At 76.0% G+C, this 17,082-nt stretch carries 15 protein-coding genes; 7 read left to right on the top strand and 8 right to left on the bottom strand.

Annotated features, from left to right (window positions below):
* Positions 1–221 precede the first annotated feature (221 nt).
* The gene (locus ACIQD7_RS19835) at positions 222–416 is read left to right on the top strand and encodes a hypothetical protein (protein WP_402443041.1); all 195 of its coding nucleotides are present in this window, start codon (positions 222–224) and stop codon (positions 414–416) included.
* A 107-nt stretch (positions 417–523) separates the two neighbouring features.
* Positions 524–865: a hypothetical protein gene (locus ACIQD7_RS19830; protein WP_402443040.1), complete on the top strand. Its 342-nt coding sequence runs from the start codon at positions 524–526 to the stop codon at positions 863–865.
* 8 nt (positions 866–873) lie between these two features.
* Here ACIQD7_RS19830 and ACIQD7_RS19825 read toward each other — a convergent pair whose 3' ends face one another.
* Complete coding sequence (locus ACIQD7_RS19825; protein ID WP_383409744.1) at positions 874–2,514, bottom strand: DNA repair helicase XPB; 1,641 nt, start codon at positions 2,512–2,514, stop codon at positions 874–876.
* A gap of 91 nt (positions 2,515–2,605) precedes the next feature.
* A complete protein-coding gene (locus tag ACIQD7_RS19820) occupies positions 2,606–5,191 on the bottom strand; it encodes a helicase-associated domain-containing protein (protein ID WP_402443038.1) in 2,586 nt (861 codons plus the stop codon).
* A 72-nt stretch (positions 5,192–5,263) separates the two neighbouring features.
* On the opposite strand from ACIQD7_RS19820, the gene ACIQD7_RS19815 reads away from it, so the two are divergent.
* Positions 5,264–6,355, top strand: a complete 1,092-nt coding sequence (locus ACIQD7_RS19815) for a hypothetical protein (protein WP_402443036.1) — start codon at positions 5,264–5,266, stop codon at positions 6,353–6,355.
* A gap of 42 nt (positions 6,356–6,397) precedes the next feature.
* Positions 6,398–7,027, top strand: coding sequence for an HAD family hydrolase (locus ACIQD7_RS19810; protein ID WP_402443035.1), 630 nt, complete (start codon positions 6,398–6,400; stop codon positions 7,025–7,027).
* Here ACIQD7_RS19810 and ACIQD7_RS19805 read toward each other — a convergent pair.
* A complete protein-coding gene (locus tag ACIQD7_RS19805; protein WP_402443033.1) occupies positions 7,015–7,293 on the bottom strand; it encodes a hypothetical protein in 279 nt (92 codons plus the stop codon). The genes ACIQD7_RS19810 and ACIQD7_RS19805 overlap by 13 nt on opposite strands.
* A gap of 135 nt (positions 7,294–7,428) precedes the next feature.
* Between ACIQD7_RS19805 and ACIQD7_RS19800 the strand changes: the two genes are divergently transcribed.
* A complete protein-coding gene (locus ACIQD7_RS19800; RefSeq protein ID WP_062753125.1) occupies positions 7,429–7,812 on the top strand; it encodes a cold-shock protein in 384 nt (127 codons plus the stop codon).
* A gap of 6 nt (positions 7,813–7,818) precedes the next feature.
* Here the strand turns inward: ACIQD7_RS19800 and ACIQD7_RS19795 are convergent, their stop codons facing one another.
* The 4 genes from ACIQD7_RS19795 to ACIQD7_RS19780 form a co-directional block, all read right to left on the bottom strand.
* On the bottom strand, positions 7,819–8,670 hold the full coding sequence (locus tag ACIQD7_RS19795; protein ID WP_121828216.1) for a 1,4-dihydroxy-6-naphthoate synthase: 852 nt from the start codon (positions 8,668–8,670) through the stop codon (positions 7,819–7,821).
* The gene (locus ACIQD7_RS19790) at positions 8,661–9,464 is read right to left on the bottom strand and encodes a futalosine hydrolase (protein ID WP_402443031.1); all 804 of its coding nucleotides are present in this window, start codon (positions 9,462–9,464) and stop codon (positions 8,661–8,663) included. Before ACIQD7_RS19790 ends, ACIQD7_RS19795 begins: the two co-directional genes overlap by 10 nt.
* A 7-nt stretch (positions 9,465–9,471) precedes the next feature.
* Positions 9,472–9,957 (bottom strand): DUF2771 domain-containing protein, encoded by a 486-nt coding sequence (locus tag ACIQD7_RS19785; RefSeq protein ID WP_402443030.1) that lies wholly within the window; start codon positions 9,955–9,957, stop codon positions 9,472–9,474.
* Between the two features lie 204 nt (positions 9,958–10,161).
* Positions 10,162–11,541 (bottom strand): MFS transporter, encoded by a 1,380-nt coding sequence (locus ACIQD7_RS19780; RefSeq protein WP_402443028.1) that lies wholly within the window; start codon positions 11,539–11,541, stop codon positions 10,162–10,164.
* A gap of 598 nt (positions 11,542–12,139) precedes the next feature.
* Between ACIQD7_RS19780 and ACIQD7_RS19775 the strand changes: the two genes are divergently transcribed.
* Both ACIQD7_RS19775 and ACIQD7_RS19770 read left to right on the top strand, forming a co-directional pair.
* Positions 12,140–13,069, top strand: a complete 930-nt coding sequence (locus ACIQD7_RS19775; protein ID WP_402443026.1) for a DUF3027 domain-containing protein — start codon at positions 12,140–12,142, stop codon at positions 13,067–13,069.
* A gap of 295 nt (positions 13,070–13,364) precedes the next feature.
* The gene (locus ACIQD7_RS19770; protein WP_402443024.1) at positions 13,365–16,580 is read left to right on the top strand and encodes a sacsin N-terminal ATP-binding-like domain-containing protein; all 3,216 of its coding nucleotides are present in this window, start codon (positions 13,365–13,367) and stop codon (positions 16,578–16,580) included.
* A gap of 15 nt (positions 16,581–16,595) precedes the next feature.
* Here ACIQD7_RS19770 and ACIQD7_RS19765 read toward each other — a convergent pair whose 3' ends face one another.
* Positions 16,596–16,985 (bottom strand): hypothetical protein, encoded by a 390-nt coding sequence (locus ACIQD7_RS19765; protein WP_402443022.1) that lies wholly within the window; start codon positions 16,983–16,985, stop codon positions 16,596–16,598.
* Positions 16,986–17,082: the final 97 nt, after the last annotated feature.

Raw genomic sequence — 17,082 nt, 5'->3', positions numbered from 1 at the left:
TTTCCGACCGGACGGCGGCTCTCCACGGGGGAGGCGGGGAAGCTGGCGAGTGTAGACCCTGGGCGGGGCGCGGTGCGAATGGATTGCGCCCGTCTCCACCCCGTGCCGCGCCCGTGTCCACCCCGTAGGGGACGGGGTCCGACGTGAGACCGACCCCGGGTCCGCCCCGGATCGACCCTCAGACCGATGTGTTCGTAATGTCCGGATTCCATGATGGAAGCATGTCCGCGACGACCTTCACCCTCGTGACCACCGCCCCCCGCCTCCACCGCGTGGGCCTCGCCCTCCGCGCGATACGCGCCTTCGGCGGCGCCGCGGCCGGGGTCGTCCTCCTCGGCGACTACGGCCCGCCGGAGGCGGGGGTGAGAGACCCCCGCCCGAGGTACGCCCCGGAGCGCGGCCCCGTTTCCGGGTGAGGGCCCGTCTCCGGGTACGGCCCCGGCCCCGCCCTGAGTACGCGCCCCGCCCGGCTGAGTACCCCGACGCCTGCCGCCGGCCCCGTACCTCCTGATGTGATCGGGCCATGACGACGCAGACCGACGCCACGGCCCCCGCCGACACCACCGATCCCACGGCCCCCGCCGCCTCCACCGACCCCACCGCCCCGAGCCCCCGCGCCCTCCGCGTCCTCGCGCTCTGCGGTTTCCCGCTCCTCGCGGCGTGCCTGGTGGTCACCGCCGTCCTCGGGCTCACCGACGCCGTCGAGGGCGACGGAGTGGGCGGCGGCTTCCTCACGGCCGGCTTCTGGTCCCTGGTCCTCGGCGCCGTCGCGGGCGCGGCGGCCCTCGCCGTGCCCCGCCGCGCGCTCGTCGCCGCCCAGTACGTCCTGGCGTTCGCGGGCCCGGTCCTCGCCGCCCTGGACTGAGCGGTGCGCTACGGCGCCAGCAGCTCGTCCGCGTCCACGATCCGGTACGCGTACCCCTGCTCCGCCAGGAACCGCTGCCGGTGCGCCGCGAAGTCCTGGTCGATGGTGTCCCGGGCGACGACCGAGTAGAAGTGCGCCTGGTGCCCGTCGGCCTTCGGCCGCAGCACCCGGCCGAGGCGCTGGGCCTCCTCCTGCCGGGAGCCGAAGGTGCCGGAGACCTGGATGGCGACCGTCGCCTCGGGCAGGTCGATCGAGAAGTTCGCGACCTTGGAGACGACGAGCACGCCGATCTCCCCGGTGCGGAACGCGTCGAAGAGCCGCTCCCGCTCCTTGTTCGGCGTCTCGCCCTTGATGACCGGCGCGTCGAGGTGCTCGCCCAGCTCGTCCAGCTGGTCGATGTACTGCCCGATGACGAGGGTCTGCTGCCCGGCGAACTTCTTCACCAGCGCCTCCGTCACCTTCCGCTTCGTCGCCGTCGTCGCGCAGAAGCGGTACTTCTCCTCCGGCTCGGCCGTCGCGTACGCGAGCCGCTCCGAGTCGGTCAGGTTCACCCGGACCTCGACGCAGTCGGCGGGCGCGATGTACCCCTGCGCCTCGATCTCCTTCCACGGCGCGTCGAACCGCTTGGGCCCGATCAGCGAGAACACGTCCGACTCGCGCCCGTCCTCGCGCACCAGGGTCGCGGTGAGGCCGAGGCGACGGCGGGCCTGGAGGTCGGCGGTGAACTTGAAGACGGGCGCGGGCAGCAGGTGCACCTCGTCGTAGACGATGAGGCCCCAGTCGCGGGAGTCGAACAGCTCCAGGTGCGGGTAGACGCCCTTCCGGCGGGTGGTGAGCACCTGGTAGGTGGCGATGGTGACGGGCCGGATCTCCTTCTTCGTCCCCGAGTACTCGCCGATCTCGTCCTCGGTCAGCGAGGTCCGCTTCACCAGCTCGTGCTTCCACTGCCGGGCGGAGACGGTATTGGTCACCAGGATCAGGGTGGTGGCCTTGGCCTCGGCCATCGCCCCGGCGCCGACGAGCGTCTTGCCCGCGCCGCAGGGCAGCACGACGACGCCGGAGCCGCCGTGCCAGAAGCCCTCCACGGCCTGCTTCTGGTACGGCCGCAGGCTCCAGCCGTCCTCGGCGAGGTCGATCCGGTGCGCCTCCCCGTCCACGTACCCGGCGAGGTCCTCGGCCGGCCAGCCCAGCTTCAGCAGGGTCTGCTTGATCTGCCCGCGCTCGGAGGGGTGCACGGCCACGGTGTCCGGGTCGATCCGCTCCCCGACCAGCGGCTGCACCTTCTTCGACCGGAGGATCTCCTCCAGGACGGGCCGGTCGGTGGTGGTGAGCACGAGCCCGTGCACGGGGTGCTTGGAGAGCGTGAGGCGCCCGTACCGGTCCATCGTCTCGGCGACGTCCACGAGCAGCGCGTGCGGCACGGGGTAGCGCGAGTACTCGACGAGCGCGTCCACGACCTGCTCGGCGTCGTGCCCGGCGGCCCGCGCGTTCCACAGCCCGAGCGGCGTCACCCGGTAGGTGTGGATGTGCTCCGGCGCCCGCTCCAGCTCCGCGAAGGGCGCGATGGCCCGCCGACAGGCCTCGGCCAGCTCGTGGTCGACCTCCAGGAGCAGCGTCTTGTCGCTCTGGACGATCAGTGGTCCGTTCACGCGCGATCAGGTCCTTCCCGGGCCGCTCCGGCGACGGCCAATCCTCCAGTGTGCCGCATGGCCACGGGTACGGGCAGGACCCGGGACGCCGTCACACCTGGTCGTCCGCCAGCTCCGCCACCCCCGTGATCCGGTGCAGCGGATACGTGCGCATCTCGTCGGCCGTGTGGTCGTAGCCCGTCACGAAGCCGCCCTCCACGCGGACCGGGGCGATGACGCGCTGGCTCGCCGCGCCGTCCGCGTTCACGTAGCCGATCCAGACGGCCGAGCCGGTCATCGCGGCCGCCTGGACGGTCGCCAGGGTCTCGGCGGACGAGGTGCGGGGGAGGGAGCCGGCGGGGGCCGGGGCGGAGGGTTCCCTGCGGACCGCCGTCGCCGCCCGGTCGCCGGCCCGGATCGCCTTCACCGCCGCGCCCAGGAGGGTCGCGTCGGGGGCGGGCGGGCCGTCCGGGACGGGCACGGGGGCCGTCCGCGCGGGCGTGCGGTACGCGTCGGCGCGCGTGACCAGGACGTCCCCCTCCGCCGACTCGGCGGCCGGCGCGTACCCCATCGCCCGCAGCCCGTCGAGCAGCGACGCCGGGTCCGTCTGCGCGGCGAGGACGGTCGGCGCCAGGCGCCGCAGGCCGAGCGCGGCGGAGCGCCGGTCGGCCAGGATCTCGCCGAGGACGGTGTCGTCGTCGCAGCGCACGTACGCCGACGCCGCCCCCACCCGCAGGTGCCCGTGGCGCCGGGCCACGTCGTCCACGAGGTACGCGAGCGGCTGCGGCACCGGCGTGCGGGAGTGCGCGGCGAGGAACGCGTGCACGTCGGACGCGGCGAGACCGGAGTCGAGCGCCCGCCGTACGGACCCGGGCGTGAACCGGTAGACCGTCGCCCCGCCCTTCGACTCCACGTCCGCGAGCACGGCGAGCGCGTCCGCGAGGGGCCGCCGCAGCGGGCCGGGCGCGACCGCCGTCAGGTCGGCCTGGAGCAGCACGTGGTCGACGGCCTCGGGCAGCAGCGGCGCCAGCAGCGTCGCCGCCCGCTCGGCCGCCACCGACTCCTCGACCCCGCCGCCCTCGTCGGCGGGCGACGCGGCCTCGGCGAGCGGCAGGTTGAGCAGCGCCCGCGCCGGGGCCGACAGGGCGCCCCGGCCGGTGAGCCCGAGGAGTTCGGCCTCCGCGAGGGACCAGCGCGCGAGCCGGGACCGCAGGTCGTCGGGGAGGGAGGGGCCCGCACCCTCGTCGCCGGAGCCCCCGGCACCGGAGCCCCCGGCACCCGACGCACCCGCCGCCCCCCGCAGCGGCCGCTCCCACCGCAGCCGCGCGAACAGCGTCTCCGGGTCGGCCGCCGCGCCCGGCGGCAGCGTCGCCAGGAGGCCGAGGACCCGGTGCCGCACCTCGGGCGCGGCCGCCCGGTCCAGGTCCGGGCCGAGCACGGACAGCGCGCGGCCCTTCGCGTCCTGGCCGCCGGCCAGGCCCGGCGTGCGGGTCGAGGCGAGCCAGGGCGCGACGAGCCGGGCCCAGCGCTCGGCGGGCGGCAGGTCCAGCCAGTCGTCGTAGGCGGGCGTCGGCGCGTACCGCTCGTCCGCCTCCCCGTCCGAGGCGAGCAGCCCCGCCCCGTGGCAGAGCTCCAGCCAGAAGGCGGCGACCTGCTCCGTCACGTCCAGGGCGGCGGCGGTCCGCCGCAGGTCCCGCACAGAGAGGCCGCCCGCCCGCAGCACCTGCGGGCCCCCCTTGTCCCAGGACTTCAGCAGCTCCTCGACGGTCGCCAGCGCCGTGTACGCCTGCCCGGCCGCCGCACTGTCCACCACCTGGGGACGGTGCTCGCGCAGGACGGCCAGCTCCGGCGCCACCGGCTCCGGCGCCCGGTGCGCCCGCCCGCCCCGCAGGTGCAGCGCCACCTCGCGCGGCAGGACCATCGTCCGCGCCGACACCGGGAGCAGCAGGCCCCGGTCGCGCAGCCAGCGCACGGGCGGCGCCGGGTTCGCCGTCACCTCGCCGTACGGCGGCCCCCACACGAGCCGGTCCAGGACGGCCAGCGCCTCCGGCGGCGCCTCGTCGAGGAGCGCGCCCATCCGGGCCCGGTCGGTGAAGAGCCCGGTCAGGGCCGCCACCGCCGACACCGGGTCGTGCGTCGCGGCGAGCCCGGCCGCCCCGATGATCTCCTGCACCCGGCCCGGCGACATCCCGGACGTCGCCTCGGCGACCGTCGGCCCGAGCCCGGTCGGCGAGGGGTGCTGCGGCGACGGCGAGAGCAGTTCGCGCGCGGTCCGCACGAGCCGCAGCCGGTCGTCCTCGCCCCACACGAGCGCCTGTTCGCGCAGCAGCGCCACCGCGCCCGGCAGCGCCGCCTCGATGGTCGCGTCGCCCTCGTCGCCGGTGAGCAGACCGAGGAGCACGGGGTACGGGGCGGGGTCCGGGGCGACGGCGAGCGCCTCGGCCGTCTGGAGCGTGAACCGGTCGAGCCGTTCCAGGGCCCGCACCACCGACCCCCGCGTCCCGGCGCGGGTCGCCAGCTGCGTCAGGTCGTTCGGTACGGGGTTCAGCAGGTCGGGGCGGGCGCGCAGCAGCGCGGCGAGCCCCTCGTCGCCGCGCGCGCGGAGCGCCTCCGCGAGCGTGCGGGGCGCCGCGGCGGCGCCAGTTCCCTCGGCCACGTGCGCCTCCCGGTCGAGCCCACCGATCCCACCGATCCCCATCCGGACCACGTTAACCGCTGCGCAGGCGCTAACGTCGGGCCGTACCGGGCGAACCGGCCGTGGAGGGGCACCGTGGACATCGAGAGCGACCAGTTGGTCTACGACTACCTGAGCCGGGTCGGCGATCTGGCCCAGCAGCGCCATCTGCCGGCGGGCGACCGCATGAGGCTCGTGTCGACCCTCCGGAACGAGATCGACCGCCGGCGCGCCACCGGGGGCGAGCAGACCCCCGCGGCGGTACGGGGCATCCTCGGCGCCCTGGGCACCCCGGACGAGGTCGTGGACCGGGCGGGCGCGGGGGCGGGGGCGCCGGGAGGCGCCGACGGCCCGGTGCCGCGGCCGCGCGGGGGCGCCCCGGAGCCGGGTGCCTCCTCCCGTACGCGGAAGAAGAGCCGTACGGAAGGCACCTCCCGTACGGGGACGGGGACGGGCAGGGGGACGGGTGCGGCTACGGGCACGGGTGTGGGCACGGGTGCGGCGGGCTCCGCCCCCGCCCCCCGGTCGCCCCGTGACGGCGCGGCCCCCGGCGGGCCCGGAATCCCGGCGCCGCGTCCCGGCGTGTCGGCCCCGGACCGGCCGCTGTCGTCCGGCGGGGCGGAGGAGCCCGACTGGTGGCGGACGGAGGACGCCGCCGACGGCTTCCCCGGCTTCGTCGGCGGGATCGAGCGCCCGGACCTCTTCAGGCCGCCCGCCCCCGAGGAGGACGAGGAGGAGGCCGAGGCCCCCGCGCCCGGGAGGCGCGAGCGGCTCGTCCGGCTCCTGCGCCCGCGCAAGGCCGCTCCCGCGCCGGCCCCCGAGACGGTGGCGGAGGCGCCGCCCCGGCCCCGTCTCGCCAACCCCTTCGTACTGCTCGCCGCGCTGCTCCTGCTCGGCGGCGCGGTCTTCGGCTCGCTCCTCGCCCTCGCCGCGGGCTGGCTCCTCGCGTACGCCTCCCGCCGGCTGACCCCCGGCGAGGTCAAGGCCGCGGTCATGGTCATCCCGGGACTCGCCGCCGGCTCCGGGGCGCTCTGGCTCTGGGGCCGCGTCGAGGGCCGCTGGGGCGACCCGGTGGCCCGGGGCGGCGAGGCGATGGGCGCGGCGGTCGCCGAGACCTGGCCGTGGGTCCTGCGGGGGGCGGCGGTCGCGTCGGCCCTGTTCCTGCTGTGGAGGTCCCGCAGGCACTGAGCCGCCGGAACCCCGGACCGGCCCTCGAACGCCTGGCCCAGAATGGACCCCATGACCTCTCCGAGCGCGCCCCTCACCGTCGGCTTCGACCTCGATCTGACCCTCCTCGACACCCGGCCCGGCATCAAGGCCACGTGGGAGGCGTTCGCCGCCGAGACCGGGGCCGCGATCGACGCCGACCTCGTCGTGACCCGCCTCGGGCCGCCGCTCGAACACGAGATGGCGTACTGGTTCCCGCAGGAGCGGGTCCCGGAGATGGTGTCCCGCTACCGCGCGCTCTACCCGGAGTACGCGATCGGGCCCACCGTCCCGATGCCGGGCGCCGAGGACGCGCTGCGGGCCGTCCGCGAGGCGGGCGGCCGGACGCTCGTCGTCACCGCCAAGAACGGCCCGCACGCCGAACTGCACTTCGAGCGCCTCGGCATCGAGCCCGACGCGGTCGTCGGCGGCCTGTGGGCCGAGGGCAAGGCGGAGGCCCTGCGCGCCCACGGCGCCCGCGTGTACGTGGGGGACCACACCGGCGACGTCCGGGGCGCCGCCGCGGCGAACGCCCTCTCGGTGGCCGTGGCCACCGGCCCCTGCCCCGCCGAGGAGCTGCGGGAGGCCGGCGCGGACGTGGTCCTGACGGACCTGACGGACTTCCGTGCCTGGTGGGAGGGCTACCTGGCCTGAGGGGACGCGCCCGCGCCGCCCCTGGCCTGGCGGCGCTGGGCCGCGATCGAGCGCATCACACCGGCGGCGGCGACGAGGAATCCGACCCCCATCAGCATGGAGACGGTGTACGCGACCGTGGGGAACGGGTCCGTCCCGAGGAACAGCGGAGCCACGGTGACCAGCGTCGCGACCGCGCCGATCACGAAGAGGATGCCGCCGGCCTTGACGAGGCCGTCACCCGGGGCACTGTCGTCCACCGGCGCGGCAGGGGTTTCACTGTGCATCCGGCCAGGGTAGTTCCCAGGCCGTAGGAACACATCGGCGACGTCTTGTCACCGGCCTCCGGACCATTAGCCTTGGTGCCGGCGGGTCGGTCGACCCGCCGTTTGCCATCCCCATCGACGAGGACGAGGACGGACGTGCCTACCGGCAAGGTGAAATGGTTCAACAGCGAGAAGGGCTTCGGCTTCCTCTCCCGTGACGACGGCGGCGACGTCTTCGTCCACTCGTCGGTGCTCCCCGCCGGAGTCGAGGCACTGAAGCCGGGCCAGCGGGTGGAGTTCGGAGTCGTCGCCGGCCAGCGCGGCGACCAGGCGCTGTCCGTCACGATCCTCGACCCCACCCCGTCCGTCGCCGCGGCCCAGCGCCGCAAGCCCGACGAACTCGCCTCCATCGTCCAGGACCTGACGACGCTCCTGGAGAACATCACGCCGATGCTGGAGCGCGGCCGCTACCCGGAGAAGGCCGCGGGCAAGAAGATCGCCGGTCTGCTGCGGGCGGTCGCCGACCAGCTCGACGTCTGATCCGTCCTACGGGAACGACAGCGCGTCCGGGCCGAGGGGCGGTACGAGTCCCTCGGCCGCGGCGCGGGTGAGCAGCCCGCGCACCGCCGCGTAGCCGTGCTCGCCGAGGTCGGCCGTGAACTCGTTCACGTAAAGCCCGATGTGCTGGTCCGCCACCTTCGGGTCCATCTCCTGCGCGTGTTCCATGACGTACGGCCGGGAGGCCGCCGGGTCGTCCCAGGCCATCCGCACGGACGCGCGGGCCGCGTCCGCGAGCCGCCGGAGGGTCTCCGCGCCGAGCGAGCGGCGGGCGACGATCGCGCCGAGCGGGATCGGCAGGCCCGTCGTGGACTCCCAGTGCTCGCCCATGTCGGCGAGCCGGTGCAGCCCGTACTCCTGGTACGTGAAGCGCGCCTCGTGGATGACGAGCCCCGCGTCGACCTTGCCGTCGCGGACGGCGGGCATGATCTCGTGGAACGGCATCACGACCACCTCCCCGACCCCGCCGGGCACGGCCTCGGCCGCCCACAGCCGGAACAGCAGGTAGGCGGTGGAGCGCTCGCTCGGCACGGCGACGGTCTTCCCGGACAGGCCGGCGCCCGTCCCGGCCTCCCGGGTCAGGACGAGCGGCCCGCAGCCCCGGCCCAGGGCGCCTCCGCAGGGCAGCAGGGCGTACTCGTCGAGGATCCAGGGCAGCACGGCGTACGACACCTTGAGGACGTCGTGCGCGTCGGTGCCGCTCTCGGCCCAGCCGTTGGTGACGTCGATGTCCGCGAAGGTCACGTCGAGCCGGGGGGCGTCCGGGACGCGCCCGTGGGCCCAGGCGTCGAAGACGAAGGTGTCGTTGGGGCAGGGCGAATAGGCGATCTTCAGGTGCACGGCGCCTCCACGAAGACGGTTCGGCCGAGGAGCGGGACGCCGCGCCGGAGCGCGTCCAGGGCGTCCCCGATGCGCCAGGCGGCGCGGTCGCGGGGGCCGACGGCGTTCGACACGGCCCGGAGTTCGACGACGGGCACCCCGTACGCGGCGGCGGCCTCGGCGACGCCGAAGCCCTCCATCGCCTCGGCGGCGGCCCCGGGATGCCGCTCCGCCAGCTCGGCGGCGCGCCGGGCGCTGCCGGTGACGGTGGAGACGGTGAGGACGGGCGCGACGGCGCACGGCACGCCCCCGGCGGTCAGGGCGGCGGCGATCCGGCCGGTCAGCGCCCCGGACACGGGGTGGATGGACCGCCCGAAGCCGAGCTCCTCGACGGCGAGGTACCCGTCGGGGGTCTCCGCCCCGAGGTCGGCGGCGACGATCGCGGACGAGACGACGAGGGACCCGAGCGGGGCGGCCGGCTGGAACCCGCCGGCGATCCCGGCGGAGACGACCAGGTCGTAGGGCGGATCGTGGGGACGCTCCCCACGGTCGGCGCCGTGCTCGGCGTCGTGCTCCCCGCTGGTCAGCGACGCGTACGCCAGGGCCGTGCCCGTCGCGGCGGCGACCGACGCGGGGCCGACCCCGCCGACGAGGACGTCGACGCGCGTGCGGTCCCCGTCCGCGTGGCGGCGCAGGGCGAGCCCCCCGGGCAGCGGGACGTGCTCCGGGGCGGGGGTCGCGACGGCGGCGAGGCCGGCGGAGACGGAGTCCGCCTCCGCCGCCACGGCCGTCACGATCAGGATCCGGTGGACCACCGGCGGATCAGGATTCCTTCTTCAGCTGGAAGTGCCAGATGCCGGTCAGCTTCTTGCCGGTGTTCTCGACGATGGTCACCTGGGTCTTGTCCAGGGTCTCGCCGGTCTGGCTCTGGCTGGCGAAGAAGGCGCTGGCCGGAATGGTCCGGTAGGTCTTCTTGTACGGCTCGGCCTCGGCCTGCTGGCCGCCGAGGAAGATCGTCCAGCCGTTGTCGGCGATCTCGGGGTCGACGCCGAAGCGGATCTTGTCGTCCGGTGCGACGGTGAGGGTCTTCTCGGCCTTCTTGTTGAGGCACTCCTGGACCTGCGACTCCTTGATGGCGTCGCCGCCGTTGTAGCAGGCGGCCTCGGAGTGGACCGATTCGGTCCCGACCGTCAGGGTCGCGAGCGGAGTCGGCTTGTCGCAGGCGGAGAGGACGAGGAGCCCGGCGGAGACGGCCCCGAGGGCGACGGCGGTCCGGCGGCGCGAGCCGGAGAAGAACGCAACGGTCATGAGCCGAAGGCTATCGGGCCGCCGCTTCCGCGCCACGCGGGGGTACGGCGTGCCGCCTCCGCGTACCGGAAGGGCTGGGCCATCCGTACCGCCGGGGGGCCGCCGGGGACCGCCGGGGGACCGTCCGGGGACCGCCGGGGGACCGTCCGGGGACCGCCGGGGGACCGTCCGGGGACCGCCGGGGGGCGCCTTCCGCACCGGCCGTCACGCCACCCGCGTCTTCGAACGGTTCTTCGGGCCCGGGCGGCGGCGGGCGGCCGAGAGGAGGCCGCGGACGGCCAGGAGGGCGCCCAGGGCGAGGATCGCGGCGGCGACGGACATGCCGAGGGTGCCGTTCAGGGGGAGCGCGATGCCGATCGCGCCGCCCACCACCCACGCCATCTGGAGGGCGGTCTCGGAGCGGGCGAACGCCGAGGTGCGCACCACCTCCGGCACGTCCCGCTGGATCAGCGCGTCCAGGGACAGCTTCGACAGGGCCTGGGTGAGGCCCGCGACGGCGCCGAGGACGGCGACCATGACGCCGCCGAAGAAGACCGCCGTGCAGATCGCCGTCCCGAGGACCACGCTGATCATCGTGGCGATGATCACCTCGGGCCCGTGGCCCCGGTCCCGGAGCAGCGAGCCGACCGCCGTCCCGCACGCGTTGCCGACGCCCGCCGCCACGCCCACGATGCCGAGGGAGACGGCGGCGCTCTGCCCCGACAGGGGGTGCTCGCGCAGCAGGAACGCCAGGAAGAAGATCAGGAAGCCGGACAGCATCCGCTGGGCCGCGTTGGCCGCCAGGCCGTGCAGGACGGCCGGGCCGACCGTCCGCAGGCTCGGCTTCTTCTCGCCGTGGGTCAGCAGGTGCGCCCGCCGCTCGCCCTTCGCGGAGTCCACCTTGGGCGGCATCCGCAGCGCCCAGAACACGCCGAGCAGGAACAGCGCGCACGCGCCGTACAGCGGCCAGCCCGGCCCGATCATCTGGAGGCCCGCGCCGACGGGCGCGGCGATCCCGGTGGCGAGCAGCCCGGCCAGGGTGACCCTGGAATTCGCCTTCACCAGCGAGAAGTCCGGTGGGAGCAGCCGGGGCACGACCGCGCTGCGGACCACCCCGTACGCCTTCGAGGCCACGAGCACGCCGAGTGCGGCCGGGTAGAGCTCGATGCCGCCGGTGGCGACGGCCCCGGACATCATGATCGCCAGGACCGCGCGGGTCCCCATCGCGCCCGCCATCGCCGCGCGCCGGCCGTGCGGGATGCGGTCCAGGAGCGGGCCGATCACGGGGGCGAGGAGGGTGAACGGGGCCATGGTGATGGCGAGGTAGAGGGCGACGCGGCCGCGGGCCTCGTCGGTCGGCACGGAGAAGAAGACGGTCGAGGCGAGGGCGACGGTGATCATGACGTCCCCGGCGCCGTTCACGGCGTGCAGCTCGATCAGCTTGCCGAGCCCCGACTCGCCCGCGCCGTGCGCGTGGGTGGCCTTCCGGATGCCCTTCGCCGTGCCGGTGAACGGCAGGTGCAGGGCACGGCCGACCGACCGGCCCGCTCTCCGGAGCGGCCCGGCGTGATCCTCGGATCGTACGGGGGACCGTGCGGCTGCCACCCCGTCATAGTGCCCCAAGCGCGCGGTGTGAATCGTGACGTGACGCGGCGGACATCCGACCCGCCCGGAACGCCCGCGCCCCGGGGGAGCACCCGCGCCCCTCTCCGCCGGACCCCCCGGACCCCTCCACGCTCCGGGCGTGTCGCCCGGGCCCGGCCCGACCGCCGAACGGGGCCGGGCGGGGGCGGTGGTTCGTACGGCCGGGGCCGGGGGAATCGGGCTTCCCCGGAAACACCGGGCGCGCGGCCGACCCCGGGTGTCGGGGCTTTCCCGGTCGGGGCGGGCCCCGTGTTTCCGGGGTTCCCGGGGCTTCGCGGGCGGTCGTCCCGACCGCGATGCGGCCCTCTTGGGGCGGGCAGGTGGGCGGCGGCCCGCGAACGGGGTAGCGTGCGTAGCGCGTCACCGGCGGAAGCTCTCGGCCGCGCGCCTCTTCGGCATCCCGCAGAATGGATGGCGTTAGGTGTGCCCGAGACGCGCGAGACACGTCGGGCGCGGACGTCGATGCGGCCCTCCGGTCCGCTCCGCCCGCCGCCCGTTGCTTCGCTCCCGCCTCCCGGCCGGCGCACCTGTGAGACGGCGTAGGAGAGAAGCGATACCTGTGAGTGCTGCGACGACGCGAAGCGGTACCCCGCGTGCCCCGCGAGCCACGCGTACCCCCGACCGCCTGTGCGCCGAGGCGGTGGAACTCGCCCGGGAGGCCGCCGAGGAGGCGGCCGCGCCCGGGATCGTCGGCGCCCACGTGGAGGTCGTCGCGGAGGGCGACCGCGTCGTCACCCACTTCTTCGAGTGCAAGGAGCCCGGCTACCGGGGCTGGCGCTGGGCCGTGACCGTCGCGCGCGCCTCCCGCGCCAAGAACGTCACGCTTGACGAAACCGTCCTGCTGCCCGGCTCCGACGCCCTCCTCGCCCCCGAGTGGGTGCCGTGGAGCGAGCGGCTGCGCCCCGGCGACATGGGTCCGGGCGACCTGCTGCCGACCGAGCAGGACGACCCGCGCCTGGAGCCCGGCTACACCGGCGAGGACGCGCCGCCGCCGAACTCCCCGGTCTCGGAGGAGCTGGCGGACCACCTCGACGCCGAGGACGCCGAGATCGTGACCCGCACCCCCTCGCGGGGCACGATCGCGTCGGTCGCCGACGAGCTCGGGATGCGCCGGGCCCGGGTCCTGTCCCGCTACGGCCTGCACGTGGCCGCCGACCGCTGGGACGAGGCCTTCGGCGCCAGGACCGCGATGGCGCAGGCGGCCCCCGCCACCTGTGAGTCCTGCGCCTTCCTGGTGCCGCTCGCCGGCTCCCTGAAGCAGTCCTTCGGCCTCTGCGCCAACGAGTTCTCCCCGGCGGACGGCCGGGTCGTCTCCCTGTCGTACGGCTGCGGGGGCCACTCGGAGGCCGCCGTCATGCCGAAGCCGCCGCGCCCCGCGCTCCCGGTCTTCGACTCGACGGCCGTCGACGCCTTCCCGCTCCGCCCCTCCAAGGACTCCGGCTCCACCACGGAACCGGACGAGGTCCTGGAGGACCTGGGCCACTCGTAGGGGACGGGGCCCGGCCGCGGCCCTCCCTGCCCTGCCCGTACGGAGGGACCCCTCCACGCCCCGGCGCGAGCGCGCGGGCGCGGCCCGCGACGTGCGGGGCCGAGGCCTGCGGCGGAACGAGCCCCGCCCCGGCGGAACGAACACCCGCCCCGGGCGGAACACCCGTCCCCGGCGGAACCAACACCCGCCCCCGGCGGAACACCCGCCCGCGACGGAGGCGGCACCGCGCGGCGCGGTACCTTCGGGCCCCTGGCGCGGTGCCGTACCGGCCCCGCCCGAATCACCGCCCCGCAGAGTGGAGTCAGACGTGAGCGTCAGCGTCCGGACGACGACCGACGGAACCGACCCCTTCGGCACCGCACGGCTGCGCCGCGGCGTCCTCGATGCCTGGGGGGCCTCGCCCGCCCGGTTCCGGGAGGACGCGAACGCCGAGGAGGACCTCGCGCTCGGCGGCTACCGCGACCGGCTGGTCGTGGAGCTGGCCCAGAACGCCGCCGACGCCGCCCACCGCGCCGGCGTCACCGGCCGCCTCCGCCTCACCCTCCACCCGGCGGACTCCGAGGGCCCCGCCGTCCTCGCCGCCGCCAACACCGGCGCCCCGCTGGACGCCACCGGCGCCGAGTCGCTGTCCACCCTCCGCGCCTCCGCCAAGCGCGAGCAGGGCGGGGAAGGGGGCGCGGGGGCCGTGGGCCGCTTCGGCGTCGGCTTCGCCGCCGTCCTCGCCGTCACCGACGAGCCCGCCGTCCTCGGCCGCCACGGCGGCGTCCGCTGGTCCCTCGCTGAGGCCCGCGAGATGGCCGCCGAGACCGCCCGCTACAGCCCGGGCCTCGGCGACGAACTGCGCCGCCGCGACGGCCACGTGCCCCTGCTGCGCCTCCCGCTGCCCGCCGAGGGCACCGCGCCCGAGGGATACGACACCGTCGTGGTCCTGCCGCTGCGCGACGCGGCCGCCCTGGACCTCACCGAGCGGCTCCTCTCGTCGGTCGACGACGCCCTGCTGCTCACTCTTCCGGGTCTGTCCGAGGTCGTCGTGGAGACACCCGAAGGTGTACGAACGCTCCGCCGCTCCGAGGCCGACGGCTACGTCCGTATCGAGGACTCGGCGAGCGGCCCGGCGGGCGGTTCCGCGCGCGGCTCCGGACGCGGCTCCGCGCGCGACTCCGCCACCGGGGCGCACCGCTGGCGGACCGTCACCCACGGCGGCCCGCTCGACCCCGAACTCCTCAGGGACCGCCCGGTCGAGGAGCGGCTGCGCCCCTACTGGTCGATCACCTGGGCCGTGCCCGTGGACGACGAGGGCGCCCCGCGCTACCCGCAGACCACGCCCGTCGTGCACGCCCCCACCCCTACGGACGAACCCCTGGGCATCCCCGCCCTCCTCATCGCGTCCCTGCCGCTCGACACCGCCCGTCGCCACCCCGCGCCCGGCCCGCTCACCGACTTCCTGGTGCAGAGGGCGGCCGACGCGTACGCCGAACTCCTCGCGGACTGGCGGCCGGTGACGACCGCCGCGCTCGACCTCGTGCCCGGCCCGTTCGGCAAGGGCCCGCTCGACGGGGCGCTGCGCGAGGCGATCCTCGACCGGCTGCCGCGCGTCGGGTTCCTGGCGCCCGCCGCCCCGACCGAGGAGCTGCCCGCGCTCCGCCCGATCGAGGCGGAGGTCGTGGAGGGCGCGGGCGCGGACACCGTGAACGTGCTCGCGGAGGTCTTCCCGACCCTCCTCCCGGCCGGTCTGGAGCGCCGCCCCGAGCTGCGCACGCTCGGCGTCGGCCGGGTCCCGCTGACCGAGGCGATCGACCGCCTCGCCGGGGTCGACCGGCCCGCCGCCTGGTGGTGGCGGCTCTACGACTCCCTGGCCGGCGTCGACCCGGACCGGCTCACCGGCCTGCCGGTGCCGCTGGCCGAGGAGGAGGGCGGCACCCGGTCCCGTACGGCGATCGGCCCCCGCCAGGTCCTCCTGCCGCAGACGGGCACCCCGCCCGAGCTGGCCCGGCTCGGCCTGAAGGTGGCCCACCCGGACGCGGCCCACCCGCTCCTGGAGAAGCTCGGCGCCCTGCCCGCCACCCCCCGCGCGATCCTGACGACCCACCAGGTCCGGCTCGCGGTCGCCGCCTCCCTCGACGTGGGCGAGATCTGGGACGAGGACGTCGACGCCCTGGACGCGGAGGAGCTGGCCGAGACCGTCCTCACCCTGGTCAGGGACGCGGAGCTCGCCCCCGGCGAGGAGCCGTGGCTGGGCGCGCTCGCGCTCCCCGACGAGGACGGCGAACTCGCCCCGGCGAGCGAACTCGTCCTGCCCGGCTCGCCCTTCGCCGCCGTCGTCCGCGAGGACGAGATCGCCTTCGTGGACGCGGGCCTGGCCGCCCGCTGGGGCGAGCAGCCCCTCACCGCGTGCGGGGTGCTCGCCACCTTCGCCCTCGTCCGTACGAGTGATCTCGTCCTCGACCCCGACGAGGTCGAGCCCCGCGAGGGCGACTACCCGGAGCCGGACGACGCCGGGCTCCTCGACGCGGTCGACGTGTGGTGCGAGGACGTCCTCGACCGGCTCCCGGAGTCGCCGGTGCCGCCGGTGGCGACGGAGATCGTCGCCGTACGGGACCTGGACCTGGTCGACGACGACGCCTGGCCGCAGGCGCTCGCCCTGCTCGCCGCACCGCCCCTGAGGGACGCCCTGATCCAGCCCGTACGGGTCCTCCTGCCGGACGGCACGACGGAGACCGTCCGCCCGTACACGGCCTGGTGGCTCCGGGACCACCCCGTCCTGGACGGCCGCCGCCCGGCCGGACTGCGCGCCGCCGGCACCGACCCCCTCCTGATGGGCCTGTACGACTCCGCCGACGCGACCGGCTTCGAGGACGAGCAGGTCCTGCGGGCCCTCGGCGTCCGCACCTCGGTCCCGGCGCTCCTGGACGAGCCGGGCGGCGCGGCCGAGCTCCTGGCCCGCCTGGCGGACCCGGACCGCACGGTGACGGCCCCCCAGCTGCACGCCCTCTACACGGCCCTGGCGGACCTGGACCCGGAGCAGGTGACCCTCCCGGACGAGCTGCGGGCGGTCGTCGACGGGGTCGTGACCGTGGTCGACGCGGCGGACGCGGTGGTCGCGGACGCCCCCGACCTCCTGCCCCTGACGGCCGGGCTCCCCCTCCTCCCGGTCTCCCCGTCCCGGGCGGTGGACCTGGCCGAGCTGTTCCAGGTGCGGCGCCTGAGCGAGACGGTCGAGGCGGAGGTCACGACGACCGGCGAGGAGCACGGCGTCCCGGACTCCGTCACCGCCCTCCTCGGCCCCGCGACCCCCGGCTTCTACGTCGAGCACGAGGAACTCCGCGCGGGCGGCACCGAACTCGACTGGCGCCGCACCCCCGACGGCACCGTCCACGCCGCCACCCTCGAAGGCGTCGCCGCCGGCCTCGCCTGGGCCGCCGGCCAGTGGCCCCGCCGCTTCGAGGTCGCCGCCCTCCTGGAGGACCCGACCCGCACGGAGGAACTGTCGCGGGACCGCTGGTTCGACTGATCCGCCGGACAGGCCCTAGGCCACCCAGACCCCGCTGTGCCGGTGCCGGGCGGGCGGTATGTCGACGGCGTCGGCGGCGTCCGGGTCGAGCACCCCGCCGGGGGTGTTCACCAGCCCCAGGACCGTACCGATCCGCTTCCGCAGCAGCTGCCGGGCCCGGCGCTCCTGCTCGGCGGCCCAGTGCGCGACGGTCTTGTCCCACCGGTGCCGGGGCAGCGAGTAGACCGCGACCGTCCGCCGGACCGGACGCGGCCGGGCCCGCCGGCCCTCCCGGACGGCTGCGGCGAGCTCCCCGGCGCCGTACCTCAGGTCGTGGAGCACGACGGCGTGGAGCGGCTCCCCCGGCAGCCAGTCGGAGGAGCCCCTCCGGCGGGCGAGGGAAGGGTGATGAGCGGTACGGGCCACGGAAACTCCCACGGGCAGCCACCGCCAGGCATCTCCTGACGGGCTACCTGAAGCCCCGGGGGCCGGTCGCACGCGCGTTCCTCATGGGGACACGGTA

Origin of the sequence: Streptomyces sp. NPDC093071 (assembly GCF_044754545.1) — a bacterium.
Lineage (GTDB): Bacteria > Actinomycetota > Actinomycetes > Streptomycetales > Streptomycetaceae > Streptomyces.
The sequence above is the reverse complement of the archived record's forward strand: the minus strand, read 5'-3'. Positions and strand labels throughout refer to the sequence as shown.

Bases quoted from the DNA above. Each gene is read 5' to 3' on its own strand.
- ACIQD7_RS19810 (WP_402443035.1), top strand. From the start codon at position 6,398: ATGGACCCCATGACCTCTCCGAGCGCGCCCCTCACCGTCGGCTTCGAC.
- ACIQD7_RS19830 (WP_402443040.1), top strand. From the start codon at position 524: ATGACGACGCAGACCGACGCCACGGCCCCCGCCGACACCACCGATCCC.
- ACIQD7_RS19785 (WP_402443030.1), bottom strand. From the start codon at position 9,957: ATGACCGTTGCGTTCTTCTCCGGCTCGCGCCGCCGGACCGCCGTCGCC.
- ACIQD7_RS19805 (WP_402443033.1), bottom strand. From the start codon at position 7,293: ATGCACAGTGAAACCCCTGCCGCGCCGGTGGACGACAGTGCCCCGGGT.
- ACIQD7_RS19835 (WP_402443041.1), top strand. From the start codon at position 222: ATGTCCGCGACGACCTTCACCCTCGTGACCACCGCCCCCCGCCTCCAC.
- ACIQD7_RS19820 (WP_402443038.1), bottom strand. From the start codon at position 5,191: ATGGGGATCGGTGGGATCGGTGGGCTCGACCGGGAGGCGCACGTGGCC.